This window comes from Achromobacter aloeverae (assembly GCF_004121055.1).
Classification (GTDB): Bacteria; Pseudomonadota; Gammaproteobacteria; order Burkholderiales; family Burkholderiaceae_B; genus Bordetella_C; species Bordetella_C aloeverae.
Genome location: NZ_PYAL01000008.1, coordinates 22,381 through 34,753 on the forward strand (window position 1 = coordinate 22,381; position 12,373 = coordinate 34,753).

General features: G+C 65.4%; 11 protein-coding genes and 3 tRNA genes. 8 read left to right on the plus strand and 6 right to left on the minus strand.

Annotation, left to right across the window (positions count from 1 at the left end; translation table 11 throughout):
• Positions 1 to 33: 33 nt before the first annotated feature.
• Both C7R54_RS23640 and lnt read left to right on the plus strand, forming a co-directional pair.
• A complete protein-coding gene (locus C7R54_RS23640) occupies positions 34 to 909 on the plus strand; it encodes an HlyC/CorC family transporter (RefSeq protein WP_129153183.1) in 876 nt (291 codons plus the stop codon).
• Complete coding sequence (gene lnt / locus C7R54_RS23645) at positions 906 to 2,540, plus strand: apolipoprotein N-acyltransferase (protein WP_129153184.1); 1,635 nt, start codon at positions 906 to 908, stop codon at positions 2,538 to 2,540. The genes C7R54_RS23640 and lnt overlap by 4 nt, the downstream gene beginning before the upstream one ends.
• A gap of 33 nt (positions 2,541 to 2,573) precedes the next feature.
• On the opposite strand, the gene C7R54_RS23650 is transcribed toward lnt, so the two are convergent.
• Positions 2,574 to 3,614: an aldo/keto reductase gene (locus C7R54_RS23650; protein ID WP_204524383.1), complete on the minus strand. Its 1,041-nt coding sequence runs from the start codon at positions 3,612 to 3,614 to the stop codon at positions 2,574 to 2,576.
• 458 nt (positions 3,615 to 4,072) lie between these two features.
• Here C7R54_RS23650 and C7R54_RS23655 point away from each other — a divergent pair.
• The 3 genes from C7R54_RS23655 to C7R54_RS23665 all read left to right on the plus strand — a co-directional run bounded on the left by C7R54_RS23655 (position 4,073) and on the right by C7R54_RS23665 (position 4,394).
• Positions 4,073 to 4,148, plus strand: a tRNA-Ala gene (locus tag C7R54_RS23655).
• Positions 4,149 to 4,203: 55 nt separating this feature from the next.
• Positions 4,204 to 4,279, plus strand: a tRNA-Glu gene (locus C7R54_RS23660).
• A 38-nt stretch (positions 4,280 to 4,317) separates the two neighbouring features.
• A tRNA-Asp gene (locus C7R54_RS23665) sits at positions 4,318 to 4,394 on the plus strand.
• Between the two features lie 118 nt (positions 4,395 to 4,512).
• Here the strand turns inward: C7R54_RS23665 and C7R54_RS23670 are convergent.
• Positions 4,513 to 5,523 (minus strand): Bug family tripartite tricarboxylate transporter substrate binding protein, encoded by a 1,011-nt coding sequence (locus C7R54_RS23670; RefSeq protein ID WP_129153186.1) that lies wholly within the window; start codon positions 5,521 to 5,523, stop codon positions 4,513 to 4,515.
• Between the two features lie 237 nt (positions 5,524 to 5,760).
• Positions 5,761 to 6,030, minus strand: coding sequence for a metal/formaldehyde-sensitive transcriptional repressor (locus C7R54_RS23675; protein WP_129153187.1), 270 nt, complete (start codon positions 6,028 to 6,030; stop codon positions 5,761 to 5,763).
• Positions 6,031 to 6,229: 199 nt separating this feature from the next.
• Here C7R54_RS23675 and C7R54_RS23680 point away from each other — a divergent pair, with 199 nt between their 5' ends.
• The 3 genes from C7R54_RS23680 to C7R54_RS23690 all read left to right on the plus strand — a co-directional run bounded on the left by C7R54_RS23680 (position 6,230) and on the right by C7R54_RS23690 (position 8,017).
• Positions 6,230 to 7,192 (plus strand): nickel/cobalt efflux transporter, encoded by a 963-nt coding sequence (locus C7R54_RS23680; protein ID WP_129153188.1) that lies wholly within the window; start codon positions 6,230 to 6,232, stop codon positions 7,190 to 7,192.
• A gap of 194 nt (positions 7,193 to 7,386) precedes the next feature.
• Positions 7,387 to 7,620 (plus strand): AbrB/MazE/SpoVT family DNA-binding domain-containing protein, encoded by a 234-nt coding sequence (locus tag C7R54_RS23685; RefSeq protein WP_129153189.1) that lies wholly within the window; start codon positions 7,387 to 7,389, stop codon positions 7,618 to 7,620.
• Positions 7,607 to 8,017 carry a PIN domain-containing protein gene (locus C7R54_RS23690; RefSeq protein WP_129153190.1) on the plus strand — a complete coding sequence of 137 codons (411 nt, stop codon included), beginning with the start codon at positions 7,607 to 7,609 and terminating at the stop codon, positions 8,015 to 8,017. The genes C7R54_RS23685 and C7R54_RS23690 overlap by 14 nt, the downstream gene beginning before the upstream one ends.
• Before the next feature lie 100 nt (positions 8,018 to 8,117).
• Here the strand turns inward: C7R54_RS23690 and C7R54_RS23695 are convergent, their stop codons facing one another.
• The 3 genes from C7R54_RS23695 to C7R54_RS23705 are packed head-to-tail and all read right to left on the minus strand — an operon-like array spanning position 8,118 to position 11,958.
• Positions 8,118 to 9,521 carry an MmgE/PrpD family protein gene (locus C7R54_RS23695; RefSeq protein ID WP_158021276.1) on the minus strand — a complete coding sequence of 468 codons (1,404 nt, stop codon included), beginning with the start codon at positions 9,519 to 9,521 and terminating at the stop codon, positions 8,118 to 8,120.
• A gap of 25 nt (positions 9,522 to 9,546) precedes the next feature.
• On the minus strand, positions 9,547 to 10,899 hold the full coding sequence (locus C7R54_RS23700) for an MmgE/PrpD family protein (RefSeq protein ID WP_158021277.1): 1,353 nt from the start codon (positions 10,897 to 10,899) through the stop codon (positions 9,547 to 9,549).
• 30 nt (positions 10,900 to 10,929) lie between these two features.
• The gene (locus tag C7R54_RS23705) at positions 10,930 to 11,958 is read right to left on the minus strand and encodes a tripartite tricarboxylate transporter substrate binding protein (protein WP_129153193.1); all 1,029 of its coding nucleotides are present in this window, start codon (positions 11,956 to 11,958) and stop codon (positions 10,930 to 10,932) included.
• Between the last annotated feature and the right edge of the window lie 415 nt (positions 11,959 to 12,373).

Below are 12,373 nucleotides of genomic sequence, written 5' to 3' on the forward strand. Positions count from 1 at the left end.
TGCTGGCCCATTCTGTAACTTGTCCTCTGGACGATGCCCGACCCTTACCCTGCCAACGAGGCCGACGCGACCCGCCCGGCCAAATCCTCCACCCGTTCCCTGCTCGACCGTATCCTGTCCCTGGTCCGACGCGAGCCCGAAGACCGCGAAGGCATCAAGGCGGTGCTGGAAGCGGCGCACGCACGCGACCTGCTCGACGCCGAGTCCTACACCATGATCAAGGGCGCCCTGGCCGTGTCGGAGCGCACGGTCGGCGACATCATGGTGCCGCGCTCGCGCATGGACCTGCTGGATATCTCCCAGCCGCTGCCCTACCTGTTGTCCACCATCATCGACACCGCGCACTCGCGCTTCCCCGTGTATGAAGGCGACCGCGACAACATTGTCGGCATCCTGCTGGCCAAGGACCTGTTGCGCTGCATGCTGGAGCCCGGCATCGAGGTCCGCTCCCTGGTGCGCCCGGCGGTCTTCATCCCCGAAACCAAGCGCCTGAACGTCCTGCTGCACGAATTCCGCGCCAGCCGCAACCACCTGGCCATCGTCATCGACGAACACGGCGGCATTTCGGGCCTGGTCAGCATGGAAGACGTGCTGGAGCAGATCGTCGGCGACATCGAGGATGAGTTCGACGAAGACGAGGAAACCACCATCTTCGCCGAAGGCGATAACTTGTGGCGTGTCCAGGCCACGACGGAAATCGCCAAGTTCAACGAGGTTTTCGGCAGCAACCTGCCCGACGACGACTACGACACGGTAGGCGGCTGGGTCAGCGCCCAACTGGGGCGCATCCCCCGCCGCGGTGAATTCGTGCAGCACGAAGACCTGCGCATCGAGGTCGTCCGCGCCGATGCGCGACGTCCCTTGTGGTTGCGCGTCAAGCGCCTGCCTTCCGCCCCGCCCCAGGCATGACGTCCGCGGTCCGCTACCCGCGCATGATGCGCGCGGCCGCCGTGCTGGCCGCTGGCGCCGTGCAGGCGCTCTCCTTCGCGCCGGGCCCCTTGCCCGACGCCGTGCTGGCGCCCGTGCAGGTGCTGGCGCTGGCGGTGCTGGCCTGGCATGTGCTGACGGCGCCGGGGCCGCGCCGGGCATTCTGGTTCGGCTGGCTGTTCGATACCGCCTGCTATACGGTCGGCCTGTATTGGCTGTTCATCAGCATGCATCGCTACGGCGATCTCGCCGCGCCGCTGGCCGCGGCCGGCGTCTTCCTGCTGTCCGCGTTTCTCGCCCTCTTCCCGGCCGCCGCCTGCGCCCTGGCGCGCTGGCTGGCGCCGTTGCCGCCCGGCGGCGGCGGTTGGCGCGCCCGGCTGCGGGCGGCGCTGGCCTTCGGCGTGGCCTGGGGTGCGCTGGAGTGGGTGCGCGGCAACCTGTGGACCGGCTTCCCCTGGCTGAACATCGGCTATGCCCATGTCGATAGTCCATTGGCGGGCTGGGCGCCCGTGCTGGGGCTCTATGGCATCGTCCTTATCGCGGCCTTCGCAGCCGCGGCCCTGGCCATGCTGTGGCAGCCCCGCCAGGATGCGACGCGGGACGCGCGCCTGGCCGTCCCCGCCGTGCTGGCTGTCCTGCTGGCGCTGGGCGGTTGGGCGCTGGGCCTGCGCACGTGGTCGCAACCCATGGGCGCGCCGCTGCAGGTTCGCCTGATCCAGGGCAATGTCGGGCAATCCGAGAAGTTCGATCCCGCACTGATGGAGCAGGGCCTGGTCCAGCACATGAACCAGGCTTCCATGCCGCCGGCGGCGGGCACGCCCGCGCCGCGCCTGATCGTATTGCCGGAAACCGTGCTGCCCGTCTTCCAGGACCAGTTGCCGCCGCAGGTGTGGGATATCTGGAAGCGCATCGCCGCCGAGCGCCAGGCCGACGTCATCATGGGGGTGCCGCTGCATCGCGTGGTCAACGGCAAGGACCGCTGGACCAACAGCGCCATCGGGTTCGACGCCAACAGTTCCGTCGAGGCCATGCGCAGCGGTGAAATCAGCACGCGCTATGACAAGCAGCATCTGGTGCCGTGGGGCGAATTCGTGCCGCCGGGCTTCCGTTGGTTCGTGGACCTGCTCAATATCCCGTTGGGCGATTTCGACAATGGGGCGCGCTGGCAGGCGCCCTTCCCCGTTGCCGACCAGCGCATCGCCTTGAATATCTGCTACGAGGACCTGTTCGGCGAGGAATTGCTGCCGGCGATACGGCCGGGACCCAACGGCGAAGCCGGCGCCAGCATCCTCTTGAACATCAGCAATCTTGGCTGGTTCGGCGATTCCTGGGCCTTGCGCCAGCATTTGCAGATCGGCCGCATGCGCACGCTGGAAACCGCACGGCCGATGCTGGCCGCGACCAACACCGGGATGACCGTCGCCATCGACCCGCAAGGACGCGTGGGGGCGGCCTTGCCGCCGATGACGCGCGCCGAATTGGCGACGCAGGTACAGGGAATGAGCGGGCTCACGCCTTATGTCCGCGCCGGCAACCTGCCTGCGGAAGTGTTGATCGCAATCGGGCTGGGAGCGCTGGCAGGGGTGCGGTTGCGGGCGCGGCAGCGCGGGTGATCGACACGCCGCCGCCCGGCGGCTACCCGGCGATCAGGGCAGGTTCAATCCGGTCAGGCCGCTGTTGCGCTCGTCCACCAAGGGCAGGGTCGCGCCCGCCAGCCTGGCGGGCGATACCGGCCCTGTTCCCACGCCTTGCGTCTCGATGACCGCGGCGATTTCCGCCATGTCCTCCGCATCCAGTTCCAGCGTGGCGGCGCCCAGCCAGCCATCGACCTGCGCCGGCGCGCGGGCGCCGACGATGGCGCCGGTCACGCCCGGCCACGCCAGCGTCCAGGCCACAGCGATCGCCGCCACGGTGGAGCCGTGGCGTTCGGCGACTGGCTTGAGCGCTTCTGCCAGGGCCAGGTTGCGCCGCAGGTTCGCGCCCTGGAATTCGGCGCTGTGCGCGCGCCAGTCGTCCGACCCGAGTCGCGCCGCCCGTTCCGCATTGAAGTGCCCGGTCAGCAAACCCGACTGCATGGGGCTGTAGACGATGATGCCCGTGTTACGCGCGGCACACCAAGGCAGCAGGTCCGCGGCCGCATCGCGGCGGATGGCGGAGAACGGCGGTTGCAGGGTATCCACATGGCCAAGGCGCTCGGCGTCCTCCAACTGGGCGACGTTGTGGTTCGACAGGCCGATGGCCCGCACCTTGCCCGCCTGCTTCAGGTCCAGCAAGGCTTGCCAATACTCGTCGATCGGCGCGCCGTCGCTGGAAGGCCAGTGCATTTGATAGAGATCGATGCAGTCGACGCCCAGGCGGCGCAGGGAGTCTTCGGCTTCACGCCGGATGCTGGCGGCCGCGCCCACGCGGCGTGGCGCGGCCCGGCGGTCATGCTCGTCCCACACCAGGCCGCACTTGGTGAAGACATACGGGCGCTGGCTGGGCGGCAGGTCGCTCAGCGCGGCGCGCACGATTTCCTCCGAGTGCCCCAGTCCGTATACGGCCGCCGTATCGATCCAGTTGATGCCGCGCCGGACCGCATGCCGGATGGCGGCGATGGACAGGTTGTCGTCCTGCGGGCCCCAGCCGGCGGCCCAATCGCCGCCGCCCACTGCCCACGCGCCGAAGCCGACGCGGGTGATGGACATTTCGGTGCGGCCCAAGGGGCGGGTGGGAAAGGAGGTATTGCTCATGCCGTGCTCCTGAGTTTGTTGTCCCATGCTTCGGTTGTCCCATGCAGCCGCCGCATGGATCGTGTCCATGCGGTGCCTCCCGCGCCATGCGCGGGCGTGTTCTTCCTGTTCTTCCCATGCGGCTGGGGCTGGGCCCCTCCTGCCCCGGTGCAGTCCGCGTACGCGTTGTCGCGCCTCTGGTCGTGCCTCAGGTAAGACCTGTCCGCCCGTCGCAAGTGCCGCGCCGAAAAAAAATTTCGCAGTTCACACAAATTTTTTTCACCCCGACTTGCACGCCCCAAAAAGTTCATGCATAATCTCGTTTCTTCGCCGACGGAACAAAACGAAGTCAGCAAAGACAGCGGTAAAAAGCGGTTCAGCGTGGTTTTTTGACCCGGTTTTTGCGGCAGGATTTGTTGAAGACGTCCGGATACGGGGGTATAGCTCAGCTGGGAGAGCGCTTGCATGGCATGCAAGAGGTCAGCGGTTCGATCCCGCTTACCTCCACCACTCCAGCCGGACGCGAAGTTGCAGTAAAGTAGCTTGCTTGTTTATGCAGTTCCAGGTCCCCTTCGTCTAGAGGCCTAGGACATCACCCTTTCACGGTGAGTACAGGGGTTCGAATCCCCTAGGGGACGCCAGTTCACTCTGGCTAGGTTGTAGTAATACATACCGCTGCGGAGCGGTAGTTCAGTTGGTTAGAATACCGGCCTGTCACGCCGGGGGTCGCGGGTTCGAGCCCCGTCCGCTCCGCCAGAATTCAGATCGTTGTTGTGACAACAGCGATCACGCAGAAAGCCCTGAAGCTTAATCGCTCAGGGCTTTTTTGCGTTCGGGCTTCCTGAGCAAGCGCCGGGAAGGCGCTCGCTATCTATCAATCGACGTGGATGTCCAGGTGCTGGATGAGTTCGCCGTTGGACTTCAGGTCGTGCTTGTAGATGGCGCTGAAGTCGTCCACGGTGTTGCGCACCGGGATGGCGCCCAGGGTTTCGAGTTTCTTGGCGCCTTCAGGAGTGTTCATGACGTCGTTGATGACGGCATTGAGCTTCGCGACGATCGCCGGCGGCGTGCCCTTGGGAGCCATGACACCGTACCAGGCCTCGGGCGAGAAGTCCTTCACCCCCACTTCCGCGAACGTGGGCACGTCGGGCAGTTGCGCGCTACGCGCCTTGCCCCCGATGGCCAATGCGCGCAACTTGCCTTTCTGCAGTTGCGACATCACCGTGCCCAACGTGGCGAACGACAGGTCGACACGACCCGCCAGCATGTCCAGCATGCCTTCGTTGCCGCCCTTGTAGGGAATGTGCCGGATCCGCAGGCCCGATTTCTGCATGTATTCGGCCAGCGCCAGGTGCGGGTCCGACCCATTGCCCGACGAGAACGCGGTGTACTGGTTCGGATGCGCCGCCGCGTCCTTGACGAAAGCCGCGTAATCCGCCGCCTTCACCGAAGGCCCCACCACCATCACATTGGGCATTTCCAGCACGATGCCGACCGGCTGGAAATCGGTCTCCGGATTGAACGGCAGCTTGGGCGTCAGCCATTTCAGGTTTACATGGCTGCGCGTGACGAAAAACAGCGTGTACCCATCGGCCGGCGCCTTGGTCAGTTCGGACGCCGCGATCGCGCCGTTGGCGCCGCCGCGATTCTGCACGATGATCCTCGCCTGCGGCCACTTCGTGACGATGCGATCCACCAGGAGGCGCGCCGCATTGTCCGCGGGACCGCCAGCAGGAAAGCCGACCAACAGCGTGATGGGCTTGGATGGATAGTCCTTGGCGGCATCCTCGCCGGCGGCATGCGCACTGGATGCGCCCAACGCGGCAAACCCCGCGACGGCCGTGGCCGCGATGAAGGTGGCAAAGCGTTGGCTCATGGTCTTCATGTTGTCTCCTTGTATGACGTCATGGTCCGCAGCGAACACGGAACATGCTTTTATTCATGATAGGGAGACGCGCCTCGCCTGCTATGAAAAATGGGCAAGGCTATGTTCACCAATGCGTGCATAACTGTCACGCGGCTTAACGCGAACGTCATCGCGTTCGTAGCCTAACGCCAGCGGTCACGCGCCCGCATGCACTTCTGTCGAGACCACACGACCTCGCGGCCCGGCACCGTTCGACTATTTGAGATAGGGCTTCACGGCCCGCATGACGATATCCAGGTCGCGCTGGCGCTGGCCCGGATTCGGCTCATGGACGACATGGTCGTGCAAGTGGCCTTCGATGAGAGCGCTCATGAAGCCATTGACCGCGCCGCGCACGGCGGCGGCCTGCTGCAGGATGGCTCCGCAATCCTCTTCCTGGTCGAGCTGGCTCTCCAACGCCGCCACCTGGCCCTTGATGCGTCGGACCCGGGCAAGCAGCTTGGCCTTGTCGCGGATGGTGTGCATGGGTGTCGCCTCGAAGATGGAGCGCGCTGGAAATACAACGCCGGGACCGTGAAAATTATCACGCAACATACTAGGGGGGAGTATATTGGATATCCAGGATCCGGCCACTTTCGCAGCGGGCTGGAATGACCGCGCGGGCACGCCGCGCGCCCTTGTCCCGCAACCCTCTTCATTAAGCGCCGGCGCCACCCCCTACCCCATGACCGACTTCACCACGCTTCTGCAACAAGGCAACGCCTGGCTCTTCCTGCCCAGCGCCATCGTGCTGGGCGCGCTCCATGGCCTGGAGCCCGGACACTCCAAGACCATGATGGCGGCCTTCATCGTGGCCATCCGCGGCAGCGTGATGCAGGCGGTGCTGCTGGGATTGTCCGCGACGCTCTCGCACACCCTGGTGGTATGGGTGGTGGCGATGGCCGGGCTGTACTTCGGCCGTAACTGGGATGCGCAGGCCAGCGAACCCTACTTCCAGGTCGCCTCGGGCATCCTGATCATCGCCGTCGCGGCGTGGATGCTGTGGCGGACCTGGCAAGGCCAGCGCATGGCGGACGCGCACGATCATCATGGGCACCACCATCATGGCCATCATGCGCATGGCGACCATGACCACGCTCATGACCATGACCAGGCCCATGACTTCCATGGGCAGGATCATCATGACGATCACCACCACGGGCATGAGCACCACGGACATGCCCATCACCCGCATGGGCACGGCCCCAACGACAGGCAGTCCAGCAGCGCGGCCGCGCTGCACGAGTGGGAAGCCGTCGCCCCGGCCTACCAGGACGCCCATGAAAAAGCGCACGCGGACGACATACGCCGCCGCTTCGCCAACCGCGACGTCACCACCCCCCAGATCATTCTCTTCGGCCTCACAGGCGGCCTGATTCCCTGCCCCGCTTCCATCACGGTGCTGCTGCTATGCCTGCACCTGAAGAAGGTCGCGCTGGGCGCCACGTTGGTCCTCGGCTTCAGCATCGGCCTCGCACTCACGATGGTGGCCTCGGGCACCCTTGCCGCCCTCAGCGTCCGCCACGTCGCCCGCCGCTGGAGCGGCTTCGGCGAAGTCGCCCGCAAGGCCCCCTACCTGTCCGGCGCCGTCATCGTGGTCGTGGGGTTGTATGTGATCTATCAAGGCGCAGTGGCACTACATCCCTGAACCGCCACAACCATTCCATGGACCTCGGTGGCCGACGGGGACGCCCGCACGCAACGTCACGTCCTGCGGGCCAAAAAAATCGCTCTCGGATCGAACTTTCTTCCAGCGTATGCGACGGACACCGCATTACGCCGGTAAAGTTTCTCCCTCGGGCGGATATACAATCTGGAAATGTATATCCAAGGAGAAATGCCATGCAAGTCGCCAAATGGGGCAATAGCTTGGCCGTCCGGCTTCCAGCCAGTCTCGTGGAGGTATTGCAATTGAAAGAAGGCGACGACATCGAAATCGTGGTCGATGGTCCAAGAAAGTTTGCGGTACGCAAGAAGCCGGGGGCCGATGCGCTCCTGGACCGACTGGACAAGTATCGGGGCAAGCTGCCTTCTGATTTCAAGTTCAATCGGGACGACGCCAATGACCGGGACTGAGCGGCCTGCATTCCTCGACAGCAATGTCTTGCTATACCTTCTGGCGGACGAGCCGCGCAAAGTGGCGCTCGTAAGAGCGCTGCTGAAGCGGCGTCCCACGATCAGCGTACAAGTGCTGAACGAAATCACGAACGTATGCAGGCGCAAGCTCGGCTTGGCCTGGGACGAGATCGGCGAACTCATCGATGTCATCCGGCAGCTGTGCACCGTAACGCCACTGTCGCTGGAGACCCATGACCTTGCGAGACATATCGCACCGCGTTATGGAATGGCTTTCTACGACGCCTGCATCGTTGCCGCCGCAATGCTTGCGGATTGCCGCATCCTGCACACGGAAGACATGCATCATGGCCTGAAAGTGGCCCCCAACCTGACAATCGTGAACCCGTTCAACTAGACCGCGGTTGAAGGGAACGACGTACACAGGGCGCGCCTGCTCACACATGGGCGCGCCCTGCGTAGTGCCCTGGCCCCAAGGCCGGGCGCATCGCCTCCGACTACTCCGCCGGCTGCATCAAGGCCGTGAACGCGCGGGCGTCGTGGACCTTTTCCAGGGACCAGACGGCGTCGCACAAGGCGGCGGCACGGACCTCGCCCAGGACCGGCGCAAGCAGGCCCATGGCCTTGGCCTGGACCTCTTCCCGCGTCATGGGATTCAGGGGCGTACCGCGCACGGCCTTGGTGTGCTCGACGACCGTGCTGCCGTCGTCCAGCGTGATTTCCACGATACCCTGGCGGCTGGGCATGGCCCTGGACAATTCATCGTCGCCCTCCAGCGTGATCAATGCACGCAGGGCCAGCACCCGTGGATCCTGCATGCGCGCCCGGTCGTGCGCCGTATGGAAATCGATATTGCCGTCGATCAGCATCATCGCCACCAGATGCTGCAGGCAGATCTCCGGCATCTCGCGGTTGTTGACGATGGTCAGCGACTCGTGCGGGATGCGCACGCGCACGGCCTTGATGGCATCGGCCTTCAGCTGGTGGCGATGCACCAGCGTATGCGTCGAGTCCAGGGGCGCCTGGATGGGCGAGCCAACGGTCCAGCGCTTGATGCTGGTGCCCAGGATCTCATAGCGCACGCCCAGTTCGCGCCCCAGCGCCAGGCGATCGGGATCATCGCCGAACGCATGATAGAAATTGCGCTCGCCCGAGAATACGTCGTCGACGCCGGTGCAGCCGCTGGCCACCATGATGGCTGCGCTCACGCCATTACGCGCGGCCATGCCGCCGAAGTCGAAGGATTTCTCGATGTGATCCTTGTCCCGCATCCAGCAGGCCACGCCGGACGCCTGTTGCGCGGCATAGGACATGACGTGGCGGCACTGCGTTTCATCCAGGCCGGCCAGCGCGCCGGCCGCCGCAGCCGCGCCGAAGTTCGGGCCGAACGTGTGGGTCGAATGGCCCGCCACGCGAAAATCGTACGCGTGCAGCGACAGCGTCAGGCGCGCGCAAACGTCATAACCCAACACCATCGCGCGCAGCATGTCCTGGCCGCTGCGGCCGAAGAACTCGGCGGCGGCCAGCACCGCGGGAACGATGCCGCACCCGGGGTGCGTCAGAGACGCCGCATGGGAATCGTCGGTTTCATCGGCGTGCGCGAACATGCCGTTGGCCAGCGCCGCATGCACCGGCGACGTGTACAGGCGGGTCCCGGCAACCGCGGACCGCGTGCCGGTTTCGCCCAGCGCCTTGATATAGGCGATGGCCGCGCTGCCCGCTTTCATCCGCGCGCCCGACACCATGGACGCGATGGTATCCAGCATGTGCGCCTTGGCCTTGTCGGCCACCTCGGCCGGCAAGGGCTGCTTGAGCGCGCGCGCCAGATAGGCGGCCAGCGCGGGCATGGGGGTCAGGGCGTCCTGGACGGGGTCGGCTTTCTTGCTATGGCTCTTGGTCATGCTTGCATCCTTGCAGGGGTGGCGCTCAACGCAGCAGCGCCACGAACTCGCGCACGTCGGAGATCTGCTCGAACGCCCACGTGGCCTTGGCGATGGCGGCGGCCTGCGCGGCATCGCGCGCGCCGTCCGCATTGGCAAGGAACTTGGCCTCGATGGCCGCATCCGACATCGGGTTGTCCGTCGTGCCGGTGGCGTGCTCGACCAGGGTTTCGAACACCTCGCCCCCGCGCCGGACGCGGCCCCATGCCTGGTCGCGGCGCAGCCCTTCGTCCACCCCGATGGTGATCTTGCCGCGCAGGGCCGCCACCTGCCCGTCGGCGGCGCGCGCGTCGGTGTACTGCGCAATGCCGGCGGCGCCGTCGATCATCGCCACCGCCGCGCTGTGATAGATGCTGAACTTGGAATGCAGCCCCGTGGTGGGCGCCACCGTGCCCGTAATGGTCACGACCGCGGGATTGACCTTGAGTTCGACTGCCTCGACGCCATCCAGCCGGCCGTCGAGCTTGGCGCGCAACTGGATCATGGCATCGATCGCCGGATGCAGGACGACCCCGCAGGCATAAGGCTTGTGCCCATTGGTGGCGATCATCCATTCCTGTCCCAGGCCGGCCGTCAGTCGCTCCAGCGCCGTGGTCTTGCTGTAGATACGCGCGAAGCCGCGCTTGCCTTCGACGATCTCCTCGGTGCTGTCGAAGCCCTTCTCCGCCAGCAACGCCGCCAGCAGGCCATTGGCGGCCGCCTTGCCCGCATGGAAGGACTTGCACATGGTGCCGCGATTCTGCTGCATCCCGGCCGCCTGCGTGCCCGCGATGCCCAGCGCGTGCGTCATGCGCTGCGCATCCAGCCCCAGCAGCTTGCCCACCGCCGCCGCTGCGGCGAAGGCGCCCAGCGTGCCGGTCAGGTGCCAGCCGCCAGGATGATGCTCCGGCGCCGCCTGGCCGATACGCACGCCCGCCTCGAACCCGGCCACGTAGGCCGCGATGAACGTGCGCCCATCGACCGGGCGCAGTTCCGCCGCGGAGAGCAGCGCCGCCAGCACCGGCGAACTGGCGTGCAGGATGACGCCGCCCATGTGGGTATCGTCGTAGTCCAGCAAATGCCCCATCTGGCCGTTTACCAGGGCCGCGTCGGTGTGCGACAGGCGCGCGGCGCGCGCCAGCACGGTGGCCTTCCCGGCGCTGCCGTTTTCCGCCAGCGCCGCCTGCAGCTTGTCCAGCGTCGGATGGCGGTACGCGGCAAAGGCGCAACCCAGCCAATCCAGAATGCCGCGCCTTGCGGCCTGCACCACGTTCGCGGGCAGTTCGTCATAGGTGAAGCGCGCCAGGAAGGCGGCCAGGTCCTGGGTATAGGCGGGACCATCGCCGCTGCGGATATGCATGCCCATCGTCTTGCTCTCTCTGTCCGGATCTCAATTGGCCTTGATATGCGCGTTCTTGATCACCTCGGACCAGCGCGCGGTTTCGTCGTCCAGCATCTTCTGCGCCTCGGCGGCGTCGCCCTTGGCGGCTTCCAGGCCGTAGTTGGCCAGCTGCTTGCGCATGTCGTCCGAGCGCATGCCTTGCTGGGCCTTCTGCTGCAAGGTCTTCAACACGTCGGCGGGCACGCCGGCCTGCACATAGACGCCGTACCACCCGGTTACCTGGTAGCCCTTCAGCCCCGCTTCGGTCAGGGTCGGCACGTCGGGGAACTGGCTGGTGCGCTCGGCGCTGGTCACGGCCAGCGCGCGCACCTTGCCGCTGCTCAGCATGGGGGCGGCTTCCATGGTCGACGAGAACATCATGTCGACTTCTCCGCCCAGGAGCGCGGTAAGCGCGGGCGAAGCGCCCTTGTAGGGCACGTGAACGATATCCACGCCGGCCTTGGCCTTGAACAATTCGCCGGCCAGATGTATCGCCGAGCCGGTGCCGGCGGACGAGTAATTCATCTTGCCCGGATGCGTCTTGGCGTTCTGGATCAGTTCAGCGACCGACTTGATGGGCGAGTCCGCGCGCACCACCAGCACATAAGGAGTGGTGCCGACCAGCGCGACGGGCGCGAAGTCCTTGGCGCTGATGCCGGATTGCGGATACAGCGCGGGCGCCGAGGCCAGCGCGATATTGCCCAGTAGCAGCGTGTAGCCATCCGGCGCCGCGTGCGCCGCTGCCTGGATGCCGATGGTGCCGCCGGCGCCAGGCCGGTTGTCCACCACCACCGACTGGCCCAGGGCCTTGCCCAGTTCCAGCGCTGCGGGACGCGCGGCGCCGTCCACCGCGCCGCCGGGCGCGAACGGGACGATCAGGCGCAAGGGATGCTCGGGAAAGGCGGCCTGCGCGGGCGCGGCGGCCATGCCCAATACCGAACAAGCCAGCATGAGCATGGTGGGCGCGATCAGGCCGCGTGCACGACGGACGGGCGGACAAGGAAAGGCGGCAACGCCGCCGGCGGACGCGAAATACATGTTTGTCTCCAGGTAACGACATATCAACGGGCCGGATTATGGGCGCGTGCCAGGGCGTCGGAAACGCTCTGCCGTAGAACAGGTCTTCACGATTTTTGATGACTTCGTCTTTCAACGTCGTTCAATTATCGGTAAGACTAGCTTTTTTATTCAAATTTTGGTATGCCATTTTTGGCATACCATTTTACAGGAGGACGGCCCTTTCCGGTTATGGATAGTGGTTGTCGAGCGCGCTGAGGAAAAGAGGAAAGAACGCCCGGCGCGTTTGGCCGGGAGAAGCTAGCCGGTTCGGGTAGATACAAACAGAAACAAATAAAAGCCCTGAAAAATTCCAGTGCATAGACGTCATGTTGTCGCAGCGGCGCGGCGAATTTCCGTCTTCGTGCCCTATCGCCTGCTTTCCACCTTCCAAGCT

Excerpts from the sequence above, each read along its gene's own strand:
- C7R54_RS23640 (WP_129153183.1), top strand. The coding sequence starts at position 34 with ATGCCCGACCCTTACCCTGCCAACGAGGCCGACGCGACCCGCCCGGCC.
- lnt (WP_129153184.1), top strand. The coding sequence starts at position 906 with ATGACGTCCGCGGTCCGCTACCCGCGCATGATGCGCGCGGCCGCCGTG.
- C7R54_RS23650 (WP_204524383.1), bottom strand. The coding sequence starts at position 3,614 with ATGTCCATCACCCGCGTCGGCTTCGGCGCGTGGGCAGTGGGCGGCGGC.
- C7R54_RS23670 (WP_129153186.1), bottom strand. The coding sequence starts at position 5,523 with ATGAAGACCATGAGCCAACGCTTTGCCACCTTCATCGCGGCCACGGCC.
- C7R54_RS23675 (WP_129153187.1), bottom strand. The coding sequence starts at position 6,030 with ATGCACACCATCCGCGACAAGGCCAAGCTGCTTGCCCGGGTCCGACGC.
- C7R54_RS23680 (WP_129153188.1), top strand. The coding sequence starts at position 6,230 with ATGACCGACTTCACCACGCTTCTGCAACAAGGCAACGCCTGGCTCTTC.
- C7R54_RS23685 (WP_129153189.1), top strand. The coding sequence starts at position 7,387 with ATGCAAGTCGCCAAATGGGGCAATAGCTTGGCCGTCCGGCTTCCAGCC.
- C7R54_RS23690 (WP_129153190.1), top strand. The coding sequence starts at position 7,607 with ATGACCGGGACTGAGCGGCCTGCATTCCTCGACAGCAATGTCTTGCTA.
- C7R54_RS23695 (WP_158021276.1), bottom strand. The coding sequence starts at position 9,521 with ATGACCAAGAGCCATAGCAAGAAAGCCGACCCCGTCCAGGACGCCCTG.
- C7R54_RS23700 (WP_158021277.1), bottom strand. The coding sequence starts at position 10,899 with ATGCATATCCGCAGCGGCGATGGTCCCGCCTATACCCAGGACCTGGCC.
- C7R54_RS23705 (WP_129153193.1), bottom strand. The coding sequence starts at position 11,958 with ATGTATTTCGCGTCCGCCGGCGGCGTTGCCGCCTTTCCTTGTCCGCCC.